The 22,987-nt window shown below is 70.2% G+C and carries 21 protein-coding genes; 11 read left to right on the top strand and 10 right to left on the bottom strand.

Annotated elements, in window-relative coordinates; genetic code table 11:
* The first annotated feature begins 13 nt into the window (after positions 1 to 13).
* The 4 genes from ABZU32_RS26555 to ABZU32_RS26540 all read left to right on the top strand — a co-directional run bounded on the left by ABZU32_RS26555 (position 14) and on the right by ABZU32_RS26540 (position 4,812).
* On the top strand, positions 14 to 637 hold the full coding sequence (locus ABZU32_RS26555; protein ID WP_354926144.1) for a pentapeptide repeat-containing protein: 624 nt from the start codon (positions 14 to 16) through the stop codon (positions 635 to 637).
* A gap of 803 nt (positions 638 to 1,440) precedes the next feature.
* Positions 1,441 to 1,620 carry a hypothetical protein gene (locus tag ABZU32_RS26550; RefSeq protein ID WP_354851907.1) on the top strand — a complete coding sequence of 60 codons (180 nt, stop codon included), beginning with the start codon at positions 1,441 to 1,443 and terminating at the stop codon, positions 1,618 to 1,620.
* Positions 1,621 to 1,712: 92 nt separating this feature from the next.
* Positions 1,713 to 3,863, top strand: coding sequence for an ATP-binding cassette domain-containing protein (locus ABZU32_RS26545; protein WP_354926142.1), 2,151 nt, complete (start codon positions 1,713 to 1,715; stop codon positions 3,861 to 3,863).
* 466 nt (positions 3,864 to 4,329) lie between these two features.
* Positions 4,330 to 4,812: a hypothetical protein gene (locus ABZU32_RS26540; protein WP_354926140.1), complete on the top strand. Its 483-nt coding sequence runs from the start codon at positions 4,330 to 4,332 to the stop codon at positions 4,810 to 4,812.
* A 233-nt stretch (positions 4,813 to 5,045) separates the two neighbouring features.
* Here the strand turns inward: ABZU32_RS26540 and ABZU32_RS26535 are convergent, their stop codons facing one another.
* Together ABZU32_RS26535 and ABZU32_RS26530 are read right to left on the bottom strand one after the other, a co-directional pair.
* Positions 5,046 to 5,474, bottom strand: a complete 429-nt coding sequence (locus ABZU32_RS26535) for a MerR family transcriptional regulator (RefSeq protein ID WP_354926138.1) — start codon at positions 5,472 to 5,474, stop codon at positions 5,046 to 5,048.
* Between the two features lie 90 nt (positions 5,475 to 5,564).
* Complete coding sequence (locus tag ABZU32_RS26530; protein ID WP_354851902.1) at positions 5,565 to 6,221, bottom strand: TetR family transcriptional regulator; 657 nt, start codon at positions 6,219 to 6,221, stop codon at positions 5,565 to 5,567.
* 70 nt (positions 6,222 to 6,291) lie between these two features.
* On the opposite strand from ABZU32_RS26530, the gene ABZU32_RS26525 reads away from it, so the two are divergent.
* Positions 6,292 to 7,629 carry a GH1 family beta-glucosidase gene (locus ABZU32_RS26525; protein ID WP_354926136.1) on the top strand — a complete coding sequence of 446 codons (1,338 nt, stop codon included), beginning with the start codon at positions 6,292 to 6,294 and terminating at the stop codon, positions 7,627 to 7,629.
* Positions 7,630 to 7,875: 246 nt separating this feature from the next.
* On the opposite strand, the gene ABZU32_RS26520 is transcribed toward ABZU32_RS26525, so the two are convergent.
* Positions 7,876 to 8,775 (bottom strand): hypothetical protein, encoded by a 900-nt coding sequence (locus ABZU32_RS26520; protein WP_354851899.1) that lies wholly within the window; start codon positions 8,773 to 8,775, stop codon positions 7,876 to 7,878.
* Between the two features lie 421 nt (positions 8,776 to 9,196).
* On the opposite strand from ABZU32_RS26520, the gene ABZU32_RS26515 reads away from it, so the two are divergent.
* On the top strand, positions 9,197 to 10,633 hold the full coding sequence (locus tag ABZU32_RS26515) for an aldehyde dehydrogenase (protein WP_354926134.1): 1,437 nt from the start codon (positions 9,197 to 9,199) through the stop codon (positions 10,631 to 10,633).
* Positions 10,634 to 10,865: 232 nt separating this feature from the next.
* On the opposite strand, the gene ABZU32_RS26510 is transcribed toward ABZU32_RS26515, so the two are convergent.
* Both ABZU32_RS26510 and ABZU32_RS26505 read right to left on the bottom strand, forming a co-directional pair.
* The gene (locus ABZU32_RS26510) at positions 10,866 to 11,993 is read right to left on the bottom strand and encodes an acetate kinase (protein WP_354926132.1); all 1,128 of its coding nucleotides are present in this window, start codon (positions 11,991 to 11,993) and stop codon (positions 10,866 to 10,868) included.
* Complete coding sequence (locus tag ABZU32_RS26505; protein WP_354926130.1) at positions 11,990 to 12,745, bottom strand: alpha/beta fold hydrolase; 756 nt, start codon at positions 12,743 to 12,745, stop codon at positions 11,990 to 11,992. Before ABZU32_RS26505 ends, ABZU32_RS26510 begins: the two co-directional genes overlap by 4 nt.
* Positions 12,746 to 13,254: 509 nt before the next feature.
* Here ABZU32_RS26505 and typA point away from each other — a divergent pair.
* Positions 13,255 to 15,108 (top strand): translational GTPase TypA, encoded by a 1,854-nt coding sequence (gene typA / locus ABZU32_RS26500; RefSeq protein WP_354851892.1) that lies wholly within the window; start codon positions 13,255 to 13,257, stop codon positions 15,106 to 15,108.
* 6 nt (positions 15,109 to 15,114) lie between these two features.
* Here typA and ABZU32_RS26495 read toward each other — a convergent pair whose 3' ends face one another.
* The 3 genes from ABZU32_RS26495 to ABZU32_RS26485 all read right to left on the bottom strand — a co-directional run bounded on the left by ABZU32_RS26495 (position 15,115) and on the right by ABZU32_RS26485 (position 17,093).
* Positions 15,115 to 15,879, bottom strand: a complete 765-nt coding sequence (locus tag ABZU32_RS26495; protein WP_354926128.1) for a polysaccharide deacetylase family protein — start codon at positions 15,877 to 15,879, stop codon at positions 15,115 to 15,117.
* Between the two features lie 152 nt (positions 15,880 to 16,031).
* Complete coding sequence (locus tag ABZU32_RS26490; protein ID WP_354851888.1) at positions 16,032 to 16,337, bottom strand: hypothetical protein; 306 nt, start codon at positions 16,335 to 16,337, stop codon at positions 16,032 to 16,034.
* A gap of 174 nt (positions 16,338 to 16,511) precedes the next feature.
* The gene (locus ABZU32_RS26485; protein ID WP_354926126.1) at positions 16,512 to 17,093 is read right to left on the bottom strand and encodes an XRE family transcriptional regulator; all 582 of its coding nucleotides are present in this window, start codon (positions 17,091 to 17,093) and stop codon (positions 16,512 to 16,514) included.
* An 84-nt stretch (positions 17,094 to 17,177) separates the two neighbouring features.
* Here ABZU32_RS26485 and ABZU32_RS26480 point away from each other — a divergent pair, with 84 nt between their 5' ends.
* Positions 17,178 to 18,014 carry a DMT family transporter gene (locus ABZU32_RS26480; RefSeq protein WP_354926124.1) on the top strand — a complete coding sequence of 279 codons (837 nt, stop codon included), beginning with the start codon at positions 17,178 to 17,180 and terminating at the stop codon, positions 18,012 to 18,014.
* A gap of 125 nt (positions 18,015 to 18,139) precedes the next feature.
* Here ABZU32_RS26480 and ABZU32_RS26475 read toward each other — a convergent pair whose 3' ends face one another.
* Together ABZU32_RS26475 and ABZU32_RS26470 are read right to left on the bottom strand one after the other, a co-directional pair.
* Positions 18,140 to 18,523, bottom strand: coding sequence for a RidA family protein (locus ABZU32_RS26475; RefSeq protein ID WP_354926122.1), 384 nt, complete (start codon positions 18,521 to 18,523; stop codon positions 18,140 to 18,142).
* Positions 18,524 to 18,631: 108 nt separating this feature from the next.
* On the bottom strand, positions 18,632 to 19,228 hold the full coding sequence (locus ABZU32_RS26470) for a sigma-70 family RNA polymerase sigma factor (RefSeq protein WP_354851880.1): 597 nt from the start codon (positions 19,226 to 19,228) through the stop codon (positions 18,632 to 18,634).
* A 286-nt stretch (positions 19,229 to 19,514) separates the two neighbouring features.
* On the opposite strand from ABZU32_RS26470, the gene ABZU32_RS26465 reads away from it, so the two are divergent.
* The 3 genes from ABZU32_RS26465 to ABZU32_RS26455 all read left to right on the top strand — a co-directional run.
* The gene (locus ABZU32_RS26465; protein WP_354926120.1) at positions 19,515 to 20,588 is read left to right on the top strand and encodes a PLP-dependent cysteine synthase family protein; all 1,074 of its coding nucleotides are present in this window, start codon (positions 19,515 to 19,517) and stop codon (positions 20,586 to 20,588) included.
* Positions 20,589 to 21,212: 624 nt separating this feature from the next.
* Positions 21,213 to 22,334, top strand: coding sequence for a cellulose binding domain-containing protein (locus ABZU32_RS26460; protein WP_354926118.1), 1,122 nt, complete (start codon positions 21,213 to 21,215; stop codon positions 22,332 to 22,334).
* 48 nt (positions 22,335 to 22,382) lie between these two features.
* The coding region (locus ABZU32_RS26455) for a PHB depolymerase family esterase (protein ID WP_354926116.1) at positions 22,383 to 22,987 on the top strand (605 nt) is incomplete at its 3' end.

The raw sequence follows: 22,987 nt of genomic DNA, 5'->3' as shown, positions 1-22,987 counted from the left end.
GAAAGGCACTGCCATGAGTTCCCGTACCACCGGCGACCGTCCCGCGCCCGAGATCCTCACCTCCATCGAGTCCGACGACTGGGACGGGCGGGACGTGACGGGCGAGCGGCACGACCAGGTGGCCTTCGTCGACGTGGACATGACCGAGATGATCGACCAGGGCGCCGTCTTCTCCGGCTGCGCCTTCCGGCGCGTGCGGTTCAACGCCTCACGGCACACCGACGCGGCCTTCCTCAACTGCACCTTCACCCGGTGCAACTTCTTCGACGCCGCCTTCACCGGGTGCAAGATGGTCGGCAGCGAGTTCGACGGCTGCTCCTTCGACCTGCTGAAGGTCGACGGCGGCGACTGGTCGTTCGCCCGCCTGTCCGGCGCCGAGCTGCGTGGCGTCTCCTTCACGGACGTGCGCATGCGCGAGGCCGACCTCACCGGCGCCCGGCTGGAGGGCGCCACGCTCCAGCGGGCCGACCTGTCGGGCGCCTCGCTGCGGCTCGCCGACCTGTCCCGATGCGACCTTCGCGGCAGCGACCTGTCCTCGCTCGACCCGCTGAGCGTCAACCTGCGCGGGGCCGTGGTCGACCTCGCGCAGGCGGTGCTGATCGCCACCGCCCTCGGGCTGGACGTGCGCTCCGGCTGACCCGTGGTCCACGGCGGGGGCGAGCCCGGGTCGTCGGCACCATAGGCGCCGGGACCCGAGCTCGCGGGCCGCATGTCCCCGGGTCCGGTCTCCACCCCTCCGAGGTGACCTCGCCCATCACGCGGGACACGGGCCGTCGTGGCGGCCGGCCTTCGATGAGGCCCCGCCGGGACGTTCCGCACGCCCGGCGGTCACCCGCCGGCGGCTCTCGCCTCCCCGGCGAGGGGGCTCGGCCAACACGCAAGTGTTCCACCAAGCACCGCGTCCCGCTCATTTCCCGTCACGATTCGCATGTATGAAGGCTGTCGAACGCCGCGCTTCGGGACAACAGGCTTTCGGGGGAAGAATCGTGATTTCCTGGCAGTGGGCCGATGCAGGCATGTCAAGGCCACCGTGCACCCTGGCACCCGTCGCCGAATAGGTAGATTTTCACGAAATACCACCTTCCGTAATTGTGACCGTATTGGTTACCCTGCTCTGATCACGTACAGGGAAGACGCCGGGCCAGGATGCGGGCCACCTCCGCTTGGCACGTTCCCGGGACGAGAGACGATCAGCCGGGCAGTGGCGGACGACCGGACGGCAGGAGATCGATGGTGAAGCGACGACGGGGCCAGGCGCTTCCTCCGGCGCCCTCGGCAACCTGCCTGCTCAAACGCCGATTTCGGTTCGCCCGTTACCTACAAAGAGTGATCTACCCTGGCCACGGCTGCGATCTGCCATCACGGAAGGTAAGATTCCCCGAGCGCCGGCCTCGCGGACGACCTCCGGGCCGGCAAGGCACCTCACGTCGGGAGACGCAGATGGAAACCGTCGACCTCGAAGACCTGAGCCTCGAACTCCTCCTCATAGCCGCGCTGCACCACGAGGCCGAGCGCCTCGCCGCCGACCTTCCGGGGCCTGCGGCGGGTCCGGCCGGCCGGCGCGAGCCGCGTCCCGGCGGGCCGCCGCGCTCGCCCCGCGGCCGCTCGGCCCGGACATAAGTCGCCTACTGCAATAATTGCGTTTTCAACTTAAAAGTGATGCTTTACCACCGCCGCTTTAATTTGTCGGTGGCGGCGGTCACACTGCGAGCATGGCCGACCTTCCTCAGGAACCATCCGCTCCGGACGGCTCCACGCCGAAGAGCGCCCCGCCCCAGCCCGCCCACGACACCCCCGCCCCTGTCACCGCTCCCCCCGACGCCTGCCCGTCCGCCGGCGCCACGCACGAGGCCGACGTCCCGGCCCCCGACGACGCGCCGCACCGGGCCGATCCCCCGGCTTCCGGCGACGCACCGCACCGCACCGCACCCCCCGCTTCCGGCGACGCACCGCACCAGGCCGATGCCCTCGCTCCCGGCGACGCGTCGATCGAGCTCGGCGAGGTCACCCTCGGCGACTGGTACGCCCACGCCGACAAGATGACCGGCGTCGGGTTCCTCACCGTGGCCCGGCGGCTGCCCGCCCTCATCCGCCACGCCGTCCGCCTGGCCTGGCAGGCCAGCCGCCGCGACACGGCGGCCACCATCGCGCTGAGCGTGCTGGGCGGGGTGTTCACCGCCTTCGGCCTGCTCGCCACCACCGGCGTGCTCCAGGCACTGTTCACCGCGGGGCCGACGCCCGAGCGGGTCAGGGCCGCGGTGCCGAGCCTGCTGCTGGTCGGGGCCGCCGCGACGCTGCGCACCGCCCTGCAGGCCGGCGCCGGCTGGGCGCAGGCCCGGCTCGAACCGCAGGTCGAGCGCATCGCCGAGCGGAAGCTCTACGAGCTGACCAGCCGCGTCGACCTCATCCGTTACGACGACCCCGACTTCCACGACGCCCTCGAACGCGCCCGCCAGCGCGGCGTGTCCATGGTGGACAGCGTGGTGAACTCCGCCATCGACCTGCTCACCGGCGTCATCGGCCTCGCCGCCGCCGCGGGCGTGCTCGGCATCCTCCACCCGGTGCTGCTGCCTCTGCTCCTGCTGGCCGTCCTGCCCGACGCCTGGGCGGCCGTCCGCGCGGCCCGCATGCGTTACACGACGATGTACACCCTGATCCCGGTCCGGCGCCGCAAATGGATCCTCAGCGACCTCATGGCGGCCCGGCCGACGGCGGCCGAGGTCCGCTCGTTCACCATGCGGCGGTTCCTCACCCGCCTGTACGACGCGGTCGCCGGGGCCGAGCAGGACGCCATCCTGCGCATGGCCCGGCGCCAGGCGGTGGCGCGCGTCATCGGCGAGGCCCTGGGCGGCGCCGGCACCGCCCTGGTCTACGTGGCGCTGGGCGTTCTGCTCGCCATCGGCGCCGTGCCGCTGGCCGTGGCCGGCACGGCCGTGCTCGCCATCCGCTCCGGCCAGAGCTCACTCTCCAACCTCATGTACGCCACCAACCGGCTGTACGAGGAGGGCCTGTACTTCACCGACTTCCTCGACTTCTGCGAGCAGGCCGGCCGGCGCACGGAGCCGCCGCGCGAGCGCCGCGCGCCAGGTTCGTTCGACCGCATCGCCGTGGACGACGTCACCTTCACCTATCCGGGCAAGGAGGAGCCCGCGCTCGACCACGTCTCGGTGCACATCGACCGGGGCGAGGTGGTCGCGCTCGTGGGCGAGAACGGCTCGGGCAAGACCACGCTGGCCAAGATCATCGCGGGTCTGTACGACCCGGCCGAGGGGCGGGTCCTGTGGGACGACGTGGACATCGCCCAGGTCGATCCGGACGAGCTCCGGCGCGACATCGCGGTGATCGCCCAGGACCACACCCGCTGGCCGCTCACGGCGCGGGACAACATCGGCATGGGCCTTGAGAGGGGCGAGCCGGCCCTGCGCGCCTCCGCCGAGGTCGCGGGCGCCGACCAGGTGATCGCCGAGTTGCCGCACGGCTACCGCACGCTGCTCGACCGCCGCTTCAAGGACGGGCACGAGCCGTCCGGCGGCCAGTGGCAGCGCATCGCGGTGGCGCGCGGCTTCCACCGCGACGCCCCGCTGCTGATCTGCGACGAGCCGACGGCCGCCCTGGACGCCCGCGCCGAGCACGCGCTGTTCGAGCGCATGCGCGGGCACGCCGACGGCCGCACCGTCCTGCTGATCACCCACCGCCTGGCGAGCGTGCGGTACGCCGACCGCATCTACGTGCTCGACCACGGCAAGGTCGCCGAACAGGGCACCCACGAAGACCTGATGGCCCTCGACGGCATCTACGCCGACCTCTACACCCTGCAGGCCAGCGCCTACGGCGACCGCGAGACCCCCACCGGCGCCGTCTGACCTCCTCCGCGAAGTCATGGCGGGGAGCCGGCGGCCACGGGCCCCGCGGCCGCCGGTTCCCCCGATGTGATCAGAAGAGGTCCTATCCCAGAGCGATCACGAGGGCGACGGCCACCGACCGGATATGCCTGCGGACGACCTCAAGGACAACCGCAAGGCGGGGTCGTTCCTATATCGCACTGCTTACGAGTGGTTAGCGCCACCAAGAATGCTCGGACTTCCCCATAAATGCCTAGCCAGACAGCTTTCGTTCCCTATAGATGCGAATATACCCGTCTTTGGCATTTACCCACTTTTGCACCATGGAACGCTGCCTGTCCGGCCCTCTTCGGGGCTGCTCGGCCGACCTGGAGTCAGCGGTGTACCAGGGGCGCTGTCGTACGGATCGCTCACGCGGCCACCTTCCCTGAAGGCATGCGGAAAGGAGAGAGTTCGCGAAGGATGTGTACTTGGATAGTGTGCGGCTGTGGAGTTAATCGGCTTGATTGTGGCCGTCGCCAGCCTGATCGCCGCAGCCATGCAGGTGCACTACGCACGCCTACAGGTGAAGCAGGTGCGCACGATTGACCCATCCGATGAGTCACGCCCGCCATCTCGGCCAGAGCAAGACGGTCACGGAACCCGGGCTCTCCCTCAGGACGCATCTGCATCCCTGCCGCCACCTCAGCAAAGGGAGCCCGGTTTTCATGACGAGGACCCGACGCCCGTACCTGCGCATGTGCCCACGCTCAAGGACCTAGGGTTCGGTACGCGAATGGCGGTCTATCTCGGCCTTCGCGAAGACCCCCGCTTCGACGAAGATTTCTTTCTTGAAGAAGACTACGGTTCACATCCACCACTGGAGCATTTTGGACGCAACCTTGCAGACGAACTAGAAGATCCACTTGCGCGCCCACAACCGGGGTTTTGGGGCAGGGTCGGGATATATCTGGGTCTTCGCGAGGAGTGATCGAGCCGACCGGCGCCTCAGAGATGCACCATTGACGCGGTGTTCTGCCGGTGCCGTCCTTGACCTTCACAGGCCGGTCGCAGCCACCCGGTCGAGCTGGTCCCGCTTGGCGATTCCAGCTCGAGTGATCTTGCCGAGAACATCACTGCGGTCACGGACCACTGCCGGCGGCCGCGGGGCCCCCGCGACCGCGGCCGCCTACCCCAAGAGGGATCTGGAGGCGGTGCCCCCGATCAGTTCGAGGCGGCCTCGGCGGCGCGGCCCGCGGGATCTTCGGCGCAGGGGGCCGGGTCGGCCTGCTCGGTGAGGAGGTCGCGGTAGTGGTGGATCTTGCGCTGGATGGCGGCCTGCCGCTCCCTGAGCCGGGAGATCTGCTCCTCCACCTCCCGGTCGTGGGCCTCGAGCAGGGTGATGCGCTCGCCGATGGTCTGCCGCCCGCCCCGCACGAGCGCGGTGAAGCGCAGCATCTCGGCGATGGGCATCCCGGTGTCGCGCAGGCACCGCACCATGCCGAGCCAGCCGACGTCCTCCTCGCTGAACCGCCTCTGCCCGGCGGAGTTGCGCTCGATCGGCTCGAGCAGGCCGATGCGCTCGTAGTAGCGGAGGGTGTCGAGGCTGAAGCCGGTCTCCTCCGCGACCTGTCCCGGTGTGTAGATGCTCACCCGCCGAGAATGCCACCTGGAGTGGGCTCCAGGTCAAGCCTCCGGTGGCGCCGCCCTCTCCCGTACGGCGGCCCCGCCCGGCCCGCGGCCTCAGCGTTCCGGCAGGTGGTCGGCCAGGTAGCGGCGGACGAGGTTCTTGCACTCGGCGATCAGGTCGGGGTCGCCGTCGGGGTGCAGGCGGAAGGCGAGCTTAAGCACGGCGTCGGCCGCCTCGACGGCCACCACGAGGGCGCGGTCGAGACCCGGCCCGCGGGGCGCGCCGAGCAGGTCGATGGTGAGCGCCCTGAGCCGGTCGGCCACGATGACGTTGTTCTCCAGCGCCGCGTCCAGCAGGCGGTTGGTGCCCTTGAGCGCCGGCCCGCCGGGGGAGAACAGGATCTCGCCGAAGTCGACGATGGCGAACCCGGGGGTGGTGCGCTTCATCGCGACGAACTCGTCCACGGCCAGGTGGACCGCGTCGGTCCAGTCGGTGATCTCGGCGGAGCCGAGCCGGATGGTCAGCCGGTCGAGGAAGCCGTCGAGGTTGCGCAGCGCCAGCGCCCGCACGAGCCCTTGCTTGTCGGGGAAGAACTGGTAGAAGGTGCCGATGGGCACTCCCGCTCTGCGGGCGACCTCCTTGGTGGTCAGCCCGTCGTAGCCCACCTCGTCCAGCAGTCGCGCGCACTCGTCCAGCATCCGCTCGACCCGCTCGAGGCTGCGGCGCTGGGCGGGACGGCGGCGAAGCGTCCCTGCGGAGACGTTCATCATCTCCCCATCATCCTCCCGAAACCGGTTGCTGCGCTTAACATGAGAATCACTCATATTGCTGGAGGTCACCATGTTCCTTTGGGGTACCGCGACCGCCTCCTACCAGATCGAGGGCGCCGCCGCGGAGGACGGCCGGGGAACGTCCATCTGGGACACCTTCGCCCATGAATCCGGCAACGTGCGCGATGGCCACACCGGAGACGTCGCCTGCGATCATTACCACCGCTGGTCAGAGGATGTCACGCTCATGGCGGATCTGGGGGTGAACTCCTACCGCTTCTCCATATCGTGGCCGAGAATCCACCCGCGCGGTGACCGGGAGGTCAACCAGGCCGGCCTCGACTTCTACGACCGCCTCGTCGACGGGCTCTGCGCCCAGGGCATCACCCCGGCGGCCACGCTTTTCCACTGGGACCTGCCGCAGGCCCTGGAGGACCGGGGCGGCTGGCTGAACCGCGACACCGCCCACCGCCTGGCCGACTACGCCCACACCGTCTCCGCCCGCCTCGCCGACCGGGTGCCCATCTGGATCACCCTCAACGAGCCGTTCATCCACATGGTCTTCGGCTACGCCCTTGGCACACATGCGCCAGGCCGGGCGCTGTTCCTGGACGCGCTGCCCGCCGCCCACCACCAGCTCCTCGGGCACGGCCTGGCCACCCAGGCGCTGCGCGCGAACGGCGCCGGACGGGTGCTGGTCACCAACAACTGCACGCCGGTCTGGGCCGCCTCGGACGCGGAGCGGGACGCGCGCGCCGCCGACGCCTACGACACCCTGCACAACAGGCTGTTCAACGACCCGGTGCTCCTCGGCTCCTACCCGGACCTGTCGGCCTTCGGCGTGCCGGCGCTCGACGCCGTCCGCGACGGCGACCTCGAGGTCATCGCCCAGCCGCTGGACGGCCTCGGGGTCAACTACTACAACCCGACCCGCGTGGCCGCCCCCGCCCCCGGGGCGGACACCGGTGGGCTGCCGTTCGTGGACGCGGGCGTCACCGGCCACCCGACGACCGCCTTCGGCTGGCCGGTCGTCCCGGACGGGCTGCGGGAGCTGCTCACGGGCCTGCGGGCCCGCTACGGCGACGCGCTGCCGCCGGTGTACGTGACCGAGAACGGGTGCTCGCAGGCCGACGAGCCCGGCCCGGACGGGGTGGTGGACGACCAGGGGCGCATCGCCTACCTGGACGGCCACATCGCGGCGCTGCGCGCGGCCATGGCCGAGGGGGTGGACGTGCGGGGGTACTACGTCTGGTCGCTCCTGGACAACTTCGAGTGGGCCGAGGGGTACAACCAGAGGTTCGGCCTGGTCCACGTCGACTTCGCCACCCAGAAGCGCACGCCGAAGGCGTCCTACCACTGGCTCAAGAACCGCCTCGCCGCCGAACACCACCACGGGACGCCGGCCTAGAGCCGTCCACCGAGAGCCGCGACAGGACACCCCCGTCTGGAGAACACCGGCGCACGCGAGACGCCCGGAGCAGGGTACGGCAGGCGAGCCGTCGAGGTCAGTGCGGTGACCACATACGTTCACCGGGCGCGGATCTCCACCCCCGGCCACGTGCCGCAGTGATCGGCACCGGGTCGGCGGGTCGTGGTACGGCGATGCCGGCGCCTGCCACGGCGCCCGAGCCGGTGAACGTTCGTGGACAGCGCCCTAGAAGACCGAGACGTGGACGTGATCGTAGTGATTGGCGGTGATGCCGCCGCGGTCGGACATCATGCGCCAGCCGGCTCCGGTGCGGATGTCGTAGTAGCGCTGCTGCCAGATGATGTACATGATCCCGATCTGGCGGCCGTTCTCGATGCACCACTGGGCCAGGGCGTCGCCGCGCGCCTTGGAGGCGGCGTCGGGCATGCGGCCGCCGGTGCTCATCATGAAGTCGCAGGCGCGGCCCTTGCCGTGCTCGCCGGGGTCGCCCGCGCGCAGGCATCCGACGCCGAACGGCATCGGGAAGTTCTGCATGATGACGTTGCGGATGCTCACCATGCGCGAGGTCAGGCCGCTGCCGGCGTCGGGGGTCTGGAAGCCGAACTTCTTGAGCAGCCGCTCGACGTCGGCCTTCTTGTCCTCCAGCCGGGCGATCTCCTTCTTCAGGTCGCCGATCTTGCCGTCGGCCTGCTTCTTGGCATCCTTGGACTCCTTGATCAGTCCGGAGATGCGGTTCAGCCGCTGGTTCTTCTCCTCGGCCAGGTAGGTGACGGTGGCGGCCTGCCCGAGGATCGCGTCGGGGTCGCCGGTGTAGTTGATCACCTGTGGGCCGTCGACCGAGCCGGCCATGTAGGAGGTGGCGAAGAACTGCCCCATGCGGCGCTCGGCGTCGACCAGGTCGCCGCGGAGCTTCTTGACCCGCTGCCCGGCCTTCCGCACCGCGTCGCGGGTGTCCTGCAGGCTCTGGATCTCACCGCGGTAGGCCTTCTGCAGATCGGCGGCCTGCTTGGTCAGCTTGTCGAGCTGGGACTGCGGGGTGGGCTTGGCATCGGCGGGCGGGATCACCAGCGCGGTGAACAGGCCCAGGAGGACGGCCGCCAGCGCGACCGCACGGCCTGATCGCATCAGCCCTCCCCATTCCCGACGCCCCGAAACTATAGAAGCCGATCTTCGGGCCTGTCACACGATCGGAGGAACCTATACACCATTGGCGAAGTATCTACCACTTCGCGACTACGCAGGGTGCGGGAATCCCGGTAATTGGGCCCCGGGTCACACGCCGCCGACCGGCGGCACCTCACGATGCCCACCGCGCCCACCGCCGGCGACCACGGCCCTCCCCGGCCGGCGGACCGGCCCGGGCGATGCCGGCGAGGGGCGCCGCGCCGGGCCTTCCGCTCCCCGGCTCTTGTCGAGTTGTGTAGAACATGGTTCTGTCGTATCCACCGGACACTGCGGACCGCCCGTGGGCGCCCTCGCGGCATGATCGTCCAGCGGGCGTCCGGTCAGACCGGACCAGGCCCCGCCCGACCAGGAGGCAAGTCTCATGCTCCAGCACGACCGTCTGTTCATCGGGGGCGACTGGGTGGCTCCCTCGGGCACCGCGACGATCGACGTCGTCTCCCCGCACACCGAGGAGGTCGTCGGCCGGGTGCCCGACGGCGCCCCCGCCGACATGGACCGCGCCGTGGCCGCCGCCCGCCAGGCCTTCGACCACGGGCCGTGGCCGCGGATGTCCATGGCCGAGCGCGCCGAGGTGATCGGCAGGCTCGCCGGGCTGTACGCCGCCCGGCAGGCCGAGATGGCCGAGCTGATCACCCTGGAGATGGGCTCGCCCATCACCTTCTCCCAGCTCGCCCAGGCCCCGCAGCCGCTCGGCATGCTCCAGTACTACAGCGAGCTCGGCAAGAGCTTCGCGGTCGAGGAGGAACGTCCCGGCTTGTTCGGCCCGGTGACCGTCCGGCGCGAGCCGGTCGGCGTCGTCGCCGCCGTGGTGCCGTGGAACGTCCCGCAGTTCGTCATCATGACCAAGCTGGCCCCCGCCCTCCTCGCCGGCTGCACGGTCGTCGTCAAGCCCGCCCCCGAGACCCCGCTCGACTCCTACCTCCTGGCCGAAATGGTCAAGGAGTCCGGCATCCCCGAGGGCGTGGTCAACATCGTGGCCGCGGGCCGCGAGGCCGGCGAGCACCTGGTCTCGCACCCGGGCGTCGACAAGGTGGCCTTCACCGGGTCCACCGCCGCCGGCCGGCGCATCGGCGGCATCTGCGGCGAGCAGCTGAAGCGCTGCAGCCTGGAGCTGGGCGGCAAGTCGGCGGCGATCATCCTGGACGACTGCGACCTGCCCTCCGCCATGGGGTTCCTGTCCATCGCCTCGCTGATGAACAACGGCCAGGCGTGCGTGGCGCAGACCCGCATCCTCGCCTCCGCCTCCCGCTACGACGAGGTGGTCCAGGCGATCGCCGACATGGTCGCCGGGCAGGCGGTCGGCGACCCCGCCGACCCGGCCACCGGCATCGGCCCGATGGTCGCCAAGCGCCAGCAGGAGCGCGTCGAGGGCTACATCAAGATCGGCATCGAGGAGGGCGCCAAGCCGGTGCTCGGCGGCCTGGACCGGCCCCGTGACCGCGGCTGGTACGTCGCGCCGACCGTCTTCGCGGGCGTCTCGAACGACATGCGCATCGCCCGCGAGGAGATCTTCGGCCCGGTGCTCTCGGTGATCGAGTACCAGGACGAGGAGGACGCCGTCCGCATCGCCAACGACAGCGAGTACGGGCTGTCGGGCACGGTGTGGACCGCCGACGCCGACCACGGCATGGACGTCGCCCGCCGGGTCCGCGCCGGCACCTACGGCGTCAACATGATGAACACCATGGAGCCGTCCACGCCGTTCGGCGGGTTCAAGGCCAGCGGCGTCGGCCGCGAGCTCGGCCCCGAGGGCCTGGCCGGATACCTGGAGTACAAGTCGATCGCCCGCCTGGGCTGAGGCCTCCACCCCGGCCGACGTCGTGCCACCACGGCCGACGTCGTGCCACCCCCGGCCGATGTCCTGCCCACCACGGCCGACGTCGTGCGCAACCGCCGCCCAGCGCGCCCCCGCGTCGCTGGGCGACGGCCCCGCATTACAAGGATGTCCGAGGTCGCCCCCGTCAGGAGTACTGCCCGGGTAAAGGCTGTCCCCTGGTGGACCTCATACCTCCTGAGGAGGTAGACGACATTTATTCCGAATTGGTTCGCGCCACTACGGCGGCGGTCTCGATGGCGATCTCCAGTTCCTCGTCGGTCGGCACGACGGCGACCGCCACGGCCGAGTCGTCGGCGGAGACCAGCCGGGCGCCGCGCACCGAGGAGTTGCGCGTCGGATCGAGGCGGATGCCCATCGGCGCGAGGCCCGAGAGCACCTTGCGCCGCACCGGGGCGGAGTTCTCGCCGACCCCGCCGGTGAACGCTATGACGTCCACCCGGCCGAGCACCGCGGTGTAGGCGCCGATGTACTTGCGCAGCCGGTGACAGTACACGTTGTAGGCCAGCGCGGCCTCGTCGTCGCCCGCGGCGACCCGGTCGAGGACCGTCCGCATGTCGTTGTCGCCGCACAGGCCGTACAGCCCGCTGCGGTGGACGAGCATCTCCTCGACCTCGTCCGGCGTCATGCCGCCCCGGATCAGGTGGAAGATCACCCCGGGGTCCACGTCGCCGGAGCGGGTGCCCATGACCAGCCCCTCCAGCGGGGTCATGCCCATGGAGGTGTCGACGCAGCGGCCCGCCGACACCGCCGAGGCGCTCGCGCCGTTGCCGAGGTGCAGCACGATGACGTTGGCCATGTCGGGCTTGCCGACCATCTCGGCGGCCACGCGGGAGACGTAGGCCGTGGAGGTGCCGTGGAACCCGTAGCGCCGCACGCCGGCCCGCTCGGCGACCTCGCGGTCGATCGCGTAGGTGCGGGCGGCCGGGGGGAGCGTGCTGTGGAAGGCGGTGTCGAAGACGGCCACCTGCGGCAGGCCGGGGTGGAGCCGGCGCATGACCTCGATGCCCGCCAGGTTCGACGGGTTGTGCAGCGGGGCCAGCGGCACGGCCTCCTCGATCTGCTTGACGACGTCGTCGTCGATCAGGACGGGACCGGTGAAGGCGGCCCCGCCGTGGACCACGCGGTGGCCGACGGCGGTGAGCCGGCCCGCGTGCGGGGCGACCTCCTCGGCGACCTTCTCCAGCGCGGCCGCGTGGCCGGGGTACGGCGACCCCGGCTCGCCGATGCGCTCGATCTTGCCCGCCTGGTGCCGGGTGGGGCCCTCCGCGTCGATGAGCTCGTACTTCACCGAGGACGACCCGGAGTTGATCACGAGGATCACCGCGGCACCTCCGTGATCCACGATCCGATGCGCCTGATGAGGCCGGGGGTGGCGGCGGACTCGGCGTGGCCGTACCCCGGCTCGATCCACAGCTCCTTCGGCTCGCGCGCCGCGTCGAAGAGCTGGTGGGCGTGCTCCAGCGGGAAGAAGGAGTCGGCGTCGCCGTGCACGATCAGCAGCGGCGTGGGCGCGATGCGCCCGACCGCCTCGTGCGGCGCGAGCGGCACCGGGTCCCACGTGCCGGACTGGATGCGCGTGCGCTTGGCCACCCGGGCGGCCAGCCGTCCGGAGGGCCGCTCGATGGCCCAGTGGACCTGCCGCATGGGGCGGGTGCCGCGGTAGTACCAGCGGGCGGGACCGCTCACGGCCACCACCGCGTCGGTGCCTCTGTGCAGGGCGGCGTGCCGGACGGCGATCGCGGCGCCCATCGAGAAGCCGACGGTCGCGACCCGCGTGTATCCGATGGAGCGGGCGTGCGCCACCGCCGCGTCCAGGTCGAGCACCTCCACGTCGCCGACCGTGGAGCGGCCGCCCGATCTGCCGTGGCCGCGGAAGTCGAAGGCCACCACCCCGCCGTAGCCGCTCAGCACGTGCGCGATGCGCCGTGTCGCGCTCTCTCGCCAGGAACCGGTGAACCCGTGGGCAAGGACGATGCCCAGATCGGCGTCGCCCCGGGAGGGGGTGTGCGCGGCGTCGATCCGTACGCCGTCCTTGGTCATCAGCGTCGCGGGGAATGCTGCGGCAAGGGGCATGGAAAAAGCTTATGGGGAACGCCCGGCGCGCAGGTGGAGGAGGCCCATGCCGTGGGGGCCTGCGCCCCGAGCGCCTGTGCCTTGGCGGCCACCGGCGTGACGCAGGCGACCACGAACGCGCCCATGACCAGGCCCCAGACGGCGATGCGGCACCGTTCGCCCTTGCGCCGCCTGCATGTCAGAAGGTCCACCGCCGAGTCGGTGACCCGGTGCACGGAGGCGGCCGGTCGAATGAGTCCTTCGTCCACCATGCTGGCATGTCTTCCCGGGCGAGCCGTTGTTAGTCCCGGAGCCGCTCGCACGGCCCGCCGGCGGCGGTCCGGCGGACGGGACGGCGGGTCGTCTCCGCTGGTCGGGCGCTAGTGGACGACCGCATCACGAATTTGTGAACATTGCCAGAAATGTTTGCTTTGCGCGGGCGCGGCACGTGGTGGTAACCCCGATCAACTAAAATGGTGGAGGCCGCAGTGTCCGCGGCCGGCCTCCACGACCCAGAGCGAGACTCCATCATGCCTTTGAACAGCCGCGACGACCTGCGGAACATCGCGATCATCGCGCACGTCGACCACGGCAAGACCACGCTCGTGGACGCCATGCTGTGGCAGTCCGGGGCGTTCCGCGCCAACCAGGATGTCGACGAGCGGGTCATGGACTCCAACGACCTGGAGCGCGAGAAGGGCATCACCATTCTCGCCAAGAACACCGCGGTCAAGCACGGCGGCATGACCCTCAACATCATCGACACCCCCGGCCACGCCGACTTCGGCGGCGAGGTCGAGCGCGGCCTGTCGATGGTCGACGGCGTCGTCCTGCTGGTCGACGCCTCCGAGGGACCGCTGCCGCAGACGCGCTTCGTCCTGCGCAAGGCGCTCGGCGCCAAGATGCCGGTCATCCTGTGCATCAACAAGGTCGACCGCCCCGACGCCCGCATCGCCGAGGTCGTCGACGAGGTGTACGAGCTGTTCATCGACCTCGACGCCACCGAGGAGCAGATCGACTTCCCGATCGTCTACGCCTCGGCCAAGGCCGGCCGGGCCAGCCTCAACCGTCCCGACAACGGCGGCATGCCCGACTCCGAGGATCTCGAGCCGCTGTTCAAGACGATCACCAACACCATCCCGGCGCCGGTGTACGACCCCTCCGCACCGCTGCAGGCGCACGTCACCAACCTCGACGCCTCCAGCTACCTGGGCCGCATCGCGTTGTGCCGCGTCCACCAGGGCACGATCAAGAAGGGCCAGCAGGTCGCCTGGTGCCGCACCGACGGCACCATCCAGCGGGTCAAGATCAGCGAGCTGCTGATGACCGACGCCCTCGAGCGCAAGCCCGCCGAGCAGGCCGGCCCCGGCGACATCATCGCCATCGCCGGCATCCCGGACATCATGATCGGCGAGACGCTGGCCGACCCCGACGACCCGCGCCCGCTGCCGCTGATCACCGTCGACGAGCCCGCCATCTCGATGACGATCGGCACCAACACCAGCCCGCTGGTCGGCAAGGTCAAGGGCTCCAAGGTCACCGCCCGCATGGTGAAGGACCGCCTGGAGAAGGAGCTGGTCGGCAACGTGTCGCTGCGCGTGCTGCCCACCGACCGGCCCGACGCCTGGGAGGTCCAGGGCCGCGGCGAGCTGGCCCTGGCCATCCTGGTCGAGCAGATGCGCCGCGAGGGCTACGAGCTGACCGTCGGCAAGCCGCAGGTCGTCACCAAGACGGTCGACGGCAAGGTGCACGAGCCGGTCGAGCGGCTCACCGTGGACGCCCCCGAGGAGTACCTCGGCGCGATCACCCAGCTCCTCGCCGTCCGCAAGGGCCGCATGGAGCACATGACCAACCACGGCACCGGCTGGATCCGCATGGAGTTCGTGGTCCCGGCCCGCGGCCTGATCGGCTTCCGCACCGAGTTCCTCACCGAGACGCGCGGCACCGGCCTGGTGCACCACGTCTTCGAGGCCTACGAGCCGTGGTTCGGCGAGCTGCGCACCCGCAACAACGGCTCGCTGGTGGCCGACCGCGCCGGCGCCGTCACCGCGTTCGCCATGCTCAACCTCCAGGAGCGCGGCACGCTGTTCGTCTCGCCGACCACCGAGGTCTACGAGGGCATGATCGTCGGGGAGAACTCCCGCTCCGACGACATGGACGTCAACATCACCAAGGAGAAGAAGCTCACCAACATGCGCTCCTCCACCAGCGAGGAGACCGAGAAGGTCATCCCGCCGCGGGTGCTCTCGCTGGAGCAGGCGCTGGAGTTCTGCCGCGAGGACGAGTGCGTGGAGATCACTCCCGAGAACGTCCGCCTGCGCAAGGTCGTCCTGGACGCGGCCACCCGCGGCCGTTCTGCCGCTCGGGCCAAGCGCGGCAACTGACGACGGCTACGGGCTCGTGCTCTGGTCCTGGCGCTCGCCGGTCTCGCCGGCGTAGCGCTTGCCGGGCACGAGCTCACGCGCCCCGTACAGCTCCGACACCGTCACGAAGGTGTACCCCTTGGCGCTGAGGTCGGCCAGCAGGTGGGGCAGCGCCTCCATCGTGGTCCGGTGGATGTCGTGCAGCAGCACCACCGAGCCGGGCCGGGCGGCCGAGGCCCGCCGCGCCACCAGGGCGCTGTCGCGGTCGCGCCAGTCGAGGGTGTCCAGGTCCCACAGGATCTGCGCGAGGCCGGCCCTGCCGGTCTCCTCGGCCACCTTGCCGTCGGTCGACCCGTACGGCGGGCGCATCAGCCGCATGGTGACCCCCGTGATCGACCTGACCACCTGCTGGGTGCGGTCGAGCTGCCCCCGCAGGCCGTCGCGGGACAGCGACGTGAGGGCGGGATGGTCCCACGAGTGGTTGCCGAGCTGGTGGCCCTCCGCGACCATCCGCCGCAGCAGGGGCGCGGTCGCCGGCGTCACCATCTGCCCGACGACGAAGAACGTCGCCCTGGCGTTGTGCCGGGCCAGGGCGTCCAGCACCGCGCCGGTGTAGTCGAAAGGGCCGTCGTCGAAGGTCAGCGCCACGCACTTGGCGTGCGCGCAGGCGATGGACCGTTCGGCCGGCGCCACGACGGGCCGGGTGCCCGGCCAGCCGGGCTGCTGGCCGATCACCCGCAGGGCCAGCAGCGCCGGATCGGAGACGGCCCTGACCGGCGCGGACGACCGCACCCGGATGACCTCATCCTTCGCCCCTCCCCGAACGGGCGCCCGTACCTGACCGCAGCCAGGCAAGGCTACGACCAGCCCGAACAAGCATGCCAGCCACAGCAGAACCACCCGCACCGATGCCACCGCGCGCTCCCCCCGTACAGCGGCAGGGGTCACGGATAGTGATCGGCCGCTTCCCCCCGCAGAGCCTTGGCCAGCTCGTCCCACCAGGGAGGAGCATCGGCCTGCAACTCGGCGTAACGACGCGCCACGCGAATGGCGCAACCCACCGGATCCGTACCCAGATGGCGACGTTTCACCACACCCTCCTGCCAACGGTAAAAACCATCGCGGAAGGTCACTACCAGGCCAATCCAGACAGACAGGATCGCGTCATCGCATACGTCGTACGCGTCGGTCACCCCCAGGCTGACGAGCTCCACTCTGAGCTTCGCCAGAGCCGCGCGGGCCTCAGTCACCCATCCACCCCCAGTAGGGCCACAGCGGGCCAGAGCGGTAAGCACACATCGGTGATGTACCCCCGATGGGCGCGCCTTTGCACTCCCGTGGTCGAGACGTGACCTACGGGAGTGGACATAGCCCGGTCAAGAAGCCGGATCTCCCCGCGGCCGGCGGAGCGGCCGGCGGTGTCGTCACTGGTCGAGCGCCTCGCGCGGCTCGGTGACGACCATGACGAAGCGCAGCGCCCCGCCGCCCTCGTTGGCGTAACGATGCGGACGGTCGGCGCTGAAGAGCACGGCGTCGTCCTTCTTGAGCACGTGGCTGCTCCCGTAAACCGACAGGGTCAGCTCGCCCGACAGCACCGTGAGCATCTCGCGCGTGCCGGGCGGGTGGGCGTCCCCGTCGTGGAACTCCCCCGGCTGCAGCGTCCAGTCCCACAGCTCCAGGATGGCCGGGGCGTCGGAGCCGAGCAGCAGGCGGGCCGAGCCGCCCTGGTCGCTGCGCCACAGGGTGGCCGCGTCGGCGGCGGCCACCACCCGGACGACCGGGGTGTCGGACACCTCGACCAGGCGGGCCACGGTGACCCCGAGGGCGTCGGCGATGCGCGTGAGCGTGGTCACACTGGGGTTGGTGCGGCACTGCTCGATCTGGACGAGCATCCCGCGGCTCACGCCGGACCGCGCGGCGAGCGCGTCCAGGGTGAGCCCGCGGTGGGCGCGCTGAGCGCGGACGTTGTTGGCGATCGCCGCCGTGACGGTCCCCGGATCAGCCATAGGTGCAGTCTAGTGGCATTTGTGAACAACGCATTGCCCCCAATATATTGCACTAACAGTGCAATTCATTGGGGGTAAGCGGACATGGCAGCGGTGATGCTCGCGACGATGTGCGCCGTGGTCTACGGGACGGCGGACTTCTTCGGCGGGTTGGCCACCAGACGCTCCCGCGTCTTGGCCGTGGTGATGCTCACCCAGCTCACCGGCCTGGTCTTCGTGCTTCCGCTGCTCCCGCTGCTGCCCGGGACGCCGAGCCCGGCCGCGCTCGGGTGGGGCATGGCAGCAGGGCTGTGCGGCGGCGTGGGCGTGGTCCTGTTCTACCGCGCCCTGGCCTCCGGGGTCATGTCGGTCGTGGCGCCGACCACCGCCACCACCTCGGCGGCGCTGCCGGTCCTGGCCGGTCTGGCGATGGGCGAACGTCCCGAGGCGGCCGCCCTGTGCGGGGTCGCCCTGGCGCTGGCCGCCGTGGTGCTGGTCAGCCGCGAGCCCGGGGCGGGCCGGAGCCGGGCCGCGCTGGCGCCGGTCGTCCAGGCCCTGGTGTCCGGCCTGGGGTTCGGCGCCTTCTTCGTCCTGCTCAAGCAGGTGCCCGCCGAGGCCGGCCTGTGGCCGTTGTTCGGCGCCCGCCTCGCCTCCGCGGTCGCCGCCGGCGCGCTGGCCCTGGCGAGCGGGCGCACGGTCAGGCCCGGCAAGGGCGCCCTGCCGGCCATCGTCACCGCCGGGATCCTCGACATGCTCGCCAACGTGCTGTATCTGATGGCGGTCCAGCGCGGCCTGCTGACCGTCGTCGCGGTGCTCGCCTCGCTCTACCCGGCCAGCACCCTCCTGCTCGCCAGGTACGTGCTCGGGGAGCGGCTCAGCGCCCTGCAGGCCGCGGGGGTCGGTCTGGCCCTCGGCGCGGTGGCCCTCATCGCCTCGGCGTAGCGAACACCACGCCCTCATGGCCTCGGCCCAGCGGAAGCCACGCTCCCGGCGCCTTCGAGGGCCACGCTCTCGGCGCCTCGGCCCGGCGAGGGCCACCCCGCCCGGTGCACATGGTCCCGGTCGTATCAGACCCGGTGGGCGGTCACCTCGATCTCGATGCGCATCCGCGGATCGGACAGGCCGCAGACGAACATCGTCGCGGCGGGCCGCACCTCGCCGAAGTACCGCTGCAACACCGGCCAGCACGGCTCGAAGTCATCCGCGTCGGGCAGCATGTACCGGACGCGGACCACGTCGGCGAAGGAGCATCCCGCCTCCTCGAGCGCGGCGCCGATGTTCTTCATGCACTGCTCGACCTGCTCCACGATGCCCTCGGCGATGGTCATGCTCGTGTAGTCGAACCCCGTCGTCCCCGCGACGTGCACCCAGTCGCCGTCGACCACCGCCCGCGAGTACCCGACCGCCTGCTCGAACGTGGAACCACTTGAGATCAATCTGCGAGTCTTCATGGCGAGACCGTAGACAGACGGCGAGGCGTACGTCCACCAGGGGCGGAGCGAAACGCGTGAAGGCCGCCTCGGCGGACGCCGTGCCGGCCTTCGGACGTCGTCCCTGGATCAGGCCGCCTGGAACTGGGCGGGCGCGCGCAGCGCACCCTCCTCGTGCGCGTAGCCCTCCAGCATCGTCCTGAGCTGGCGGCGTCCGCGGTGCAGCCGGGACATGACCGTGCCGATCGGAGTGCCCATCCGCTCGGCGATCTCCTTGTAGGCGAAACCCTCGATGTCGGCCAGATAGACCGCGACCTTGAAGTCGTCGGGCAGCGAGCGCAAAGCGTTCATCACGACACTGTCGGGCAGCAGTTCGAGCGCCTCGGTCTCCGCCGAGCGCAGACCGGTGGACATGTGCGACTCGGCGGCGGCGAGCTGCCAGTCCTCGATGTCCTCGGCCGCGGACAGCTTGGGAGAGCGCTGCTGCTTGCGGTAGTCGTTGATGAAATTGTTGGTCAGGATGCGATGCAGCCACGCCCGCAGGTTCGTGCCAGGGCGGAACTGGTGGTAGGAGGTGTAGGCCTTGGCGACGGTCTCCTGCACCAGATCCTCGGCATCGGCCGTGTTGCGGGTGAGGCGCATGGCCGACGCGTAAAGCTGGCTCGTCACGGGCATGACATCGCGCTCGAACCATGCCTGACGCTGCTGTTCGGTCATCGAGATCATCTCATCCCCCTCATGCCTGCTGTCCCCCGTTACCCATCCGACATGAACCCATGCAGGCTCTCTAACCGCTTTACTCCGTACGACGGCTGATCACATGCTTGCGGTTCACTCGTAAGGGTGACGTTAGGGGTCCAAGCAGGTCAGCTGGGGTTCATCGGTAGCTGGCTCGGAGTGGCGTCGACACACCTCCAGGCCGGACAAGTCTCATTATAGTAACAGACAACGGACAAATCACGGGAAAGTGTGGTAAGGGTCACATAGAGGCACCACAAGTTAACGTATGCCCATGAAGTACGTGGATAGGCATGATCCGGAAGTCCGGGCGTGGGTGGCCGAAGCGATCCGTACGGTCGAGGCCGACGCCAACCGCAGCTGCGACACCCACCTGCACGTGTTCCCCCTTCCGCCGCAATGGGGCATCGACCTGTACCTCAAGGACGAGTCGGTCCATCCGACCGGCTCGCTCAAGCACCGTCTGGCCCGCTCGCTGTTCCTGTACGGGCTCGCCAACGGCTGGATCGGGCCGGACACCACCGTCATCGAGGCCTCCAGCGGCTCGACGGCGGTGAGCGAAGCGTACTTCTCCCGCATGCTCGGCTTGCCGTTCATCGCGGTGATGCCCGCCTCGACCTCCCCCGAGAAGATCGCGCTGATCGAGTTCTACGGCGGCAAGTGCCAACTCGTGGACAACGCCCGGGCCATCTACGAGGAGTCGCGCCGCCTGGCGCAGGACACCGGCGGCCACTTCATGGACCAGTTCACCTACGCCGAGCGCGCCACGGACTGGCGGGGCAACAACAACATCGCCGAGAGCATCTTCCAGCAGATGTCCCTGGAACGGCATCCGGAGCCGTCCTGGATCGTCGTCGGCGCCGGCACCGGCGGCACCTCGGCCACGATCGGCCGCTACATCCGCTACCGCCGCCACGCCACCCGCCTGGCCGTCGTCGACCCGGAGGGGTCGGCCTTCTACCCGGCCTGGGTCGCCGGCGACTCCCGGATGATCGCCTCCGGCTCCGGGATCGAGGGCATCGGCCGGCCCCGCGTCGAGCCGTCGTTCCTGCCCTCGGTGATCGACCGCATGATCCAGGTGCCCGACGCCACCTCCATCGCCGCCATGCGGTGGGTCCGCGAGGTCACCGGCCGCCACGTCGGCGGGTCCACGGGGACCAACGTGGCGGCCGCCGTCCAGATCATCAGGAGCATGCGCGAGAACGGCAAGCAGGGCAGCGTGGTCACCCTCATCTGCGACGGCGGCGAGCGCTACCGGTGCACCTACGACGATGACGACTGGCTCGCCGAACGCGGCGTCGACATCGAGCCCGCCCTCGCCGACCTGCGGTCCTTCCTCACCCACTGACCCGACCGCCCACCGACGGACGTCGCCCGGTCACGCGGACGCGACCGGATGGTCCCGGCCGTTCTTCCGCGTGGAAAGCCGGGTGCGGTGCGGACGCCATGCCGCGCCACCGTGAGTTTCGACGACCTTCGCCGGCGGGTCCTCACGGGGATGGCGGGCAGGATCGCCGCCGGCGACAGCGCCCGACACATGCCTGAAATTTTCAGCACCGTCCATCCCGGCCGGTGCGGCCGCGGGCGGGCAAGTGCCAGCAAGCCCCGATGACGCCTCATCACAGCGGGTGGAGGCGGCGGCACCGCCACTTGACGCGACCCCGGCCCGTCGTATTGGCTCCGCCGCACCACACCTCTCACCCCGGCTGAGAAGAAGGGGCGCGCTCCAGCGGATGTTAACGCTAACATCGCATTCGCGATCTTTGTGCTCCTGGGCCAGAACGCCTGAGTTCGACTCATACCCATCGGCCGTCGCACCGCCGAGGTCCCGACGGCCGTTCCGCGCCGGACGGACGATCGGCCGGCACCTCTACCGAGGCATGGGCCTCGGCGGCGACCACGACCCACCGCCCTGGCGGCACGGCCTGCCGGCTCAAACCACCTTCACCTGCTGACGTCGGGAGATCGAAGCATGTACGCATGGAAGCGATGGCTGACCGCCGCGCTGCTGGCCGTCGCCGTGGTGGCGACGGGAACGGCGACCGGGATGGGCGTCGCCAGCGCCGAGTCCAACGGCGGAGTGCGGGTGATGCCGCTGGGTGACTCGATCACCGAAGGCACTCAGGTGCCGGGCGGATACCGCATCGGGCTGTGGCAGCGCCTGGCCTCCGGCCGCTACACGATCGACTTCGTCGGATCCCAGTTCAACGGGCCGGGCAACCTCGGCGACCACGACCACGAGGGACACCCCGGCTGGCGCATCGACCAGATCGACGCCAACATCGCGGGCTGGCTGCGCAACTACTCGCCGCGCACGGTTCTGCTGCACATCGGCACCAACGACGTGCTGCAGAACTACAACGTGTCCAGCGCCCCGCAGCGGCTGTCCACCCTGATCGACCACATCACCTCGGGGGCGCCGAACGCGGAGGTGTTCGTCGCGACGATCATCCCGCTGTCGAACTCCGGCCAGGAGAACTCCGTCCGCACCTTCAACGCGGCCATCCCCGGCATCGTCCAGAGCAAGGTCAGCAGCGGCAAGCACGTCCACCTGGTCGACATGCACAGCAAGCTCACCACCGGCGACCTGATCGACGGCATCCACCCCACCGCCAACGGCTACGACAAGATGGCCGCCGCCTGGTACGCGGCGCTGCAGTCGGTCCCCGGCAGCATCAGCCAGGGCACCCCGACGCCGACGCCGACCCCCACTCCCACGCCGACCCCCACGCCGACCCCGACCCCGACCCCGACGCCGACTCCGACGCCCACTCCCACCCCGACTCCGGGCGGGAAGTCGTGTTCGGCCGCGTACTCCATCACCGGGCAGTGGACCGGCGGCTTCCAGGCGGCGGTGACGGTCACGGCGGGCGGCGCGCCCATCTCGTCGTGGACGGTCGGCTGGCAGTTCGGCAACGGCCAGACGGTCACCCAGAGCTGGAGCGCCACGATCAGCGCCAGCGGATCGCAGGTCACCGCCCGCAACGTGGACTACAACGGCTCGCTGGGCGCCGGCGCCACCGCGCAGTTCGGATTCCTCGGCACCTGGAACGGCGCCAACAGCGTGCCCGTGCTGACCTGCACCGCGAACTGACCCACGCCGCGACGGAGCCATCGGCGTCTTCCGACGGAGGAGAACAGCGTGAAACGAAAGCTCTTGGCCATGCTGGCCGCCGCCCTACCTCTGGCGCTCGCGAGCATGCTCATGGCGATGTGGCCCGCCTCGGCCGCGTCGCTGACCCGGGTGACCGGTTTCGGTGACAACCCGACGAATCTGAACATGTACATCTACGTGCCCAACAACGTCGCCGCACGGCCGGCGCTGCTGGTGCTGGTGCACTACTGCAGCGGCTCGGCCAGCGGCATCTTCAACGGCAACGGGCACGACTTCGTCACCGCGGCCGACCGCTACGGCTACATCATCGTCCTGCCCGAGGCCACTCGTAGCGGCTCGTGCTTCGACGTCTCCACCCCGGCGGCGCTCAAGCGCAACGGCGGCAGCGACTCCACCGGCATCATGTCGATGGTCGCCTACGCCCGCCAGCGCTACAACATCGACCCCGGCCGCATCGCGGTCAGCGGATTCTCCTCCGGCGCCATGATGACCAACGTCCTGGCCGCCCAGTACCCCGACGTCTTCACCGCCGCCTCCGCCTACTCCGGCGTCCCCGCCGGCTGCTTCGCCACCACCAACGGCTCACTGTGGAACAGCCAGTGCTCCGGCGGCCAGCTCATCAAGACCGCCCA

The organism is Sphaerisporangium sp. NPDC005288 (assembly GCF_040607475.1).
Lineage (GTDB): Bacteria > Actinomycetota > Actinomycetes > Streptosporangiales > Streptosporangiaceae > Sphaerisporangium > Sphaerisporangium rhizosphaerae.
This window is presented reverse-complemented; position numbering and strand designations above follow the sequence as displayed.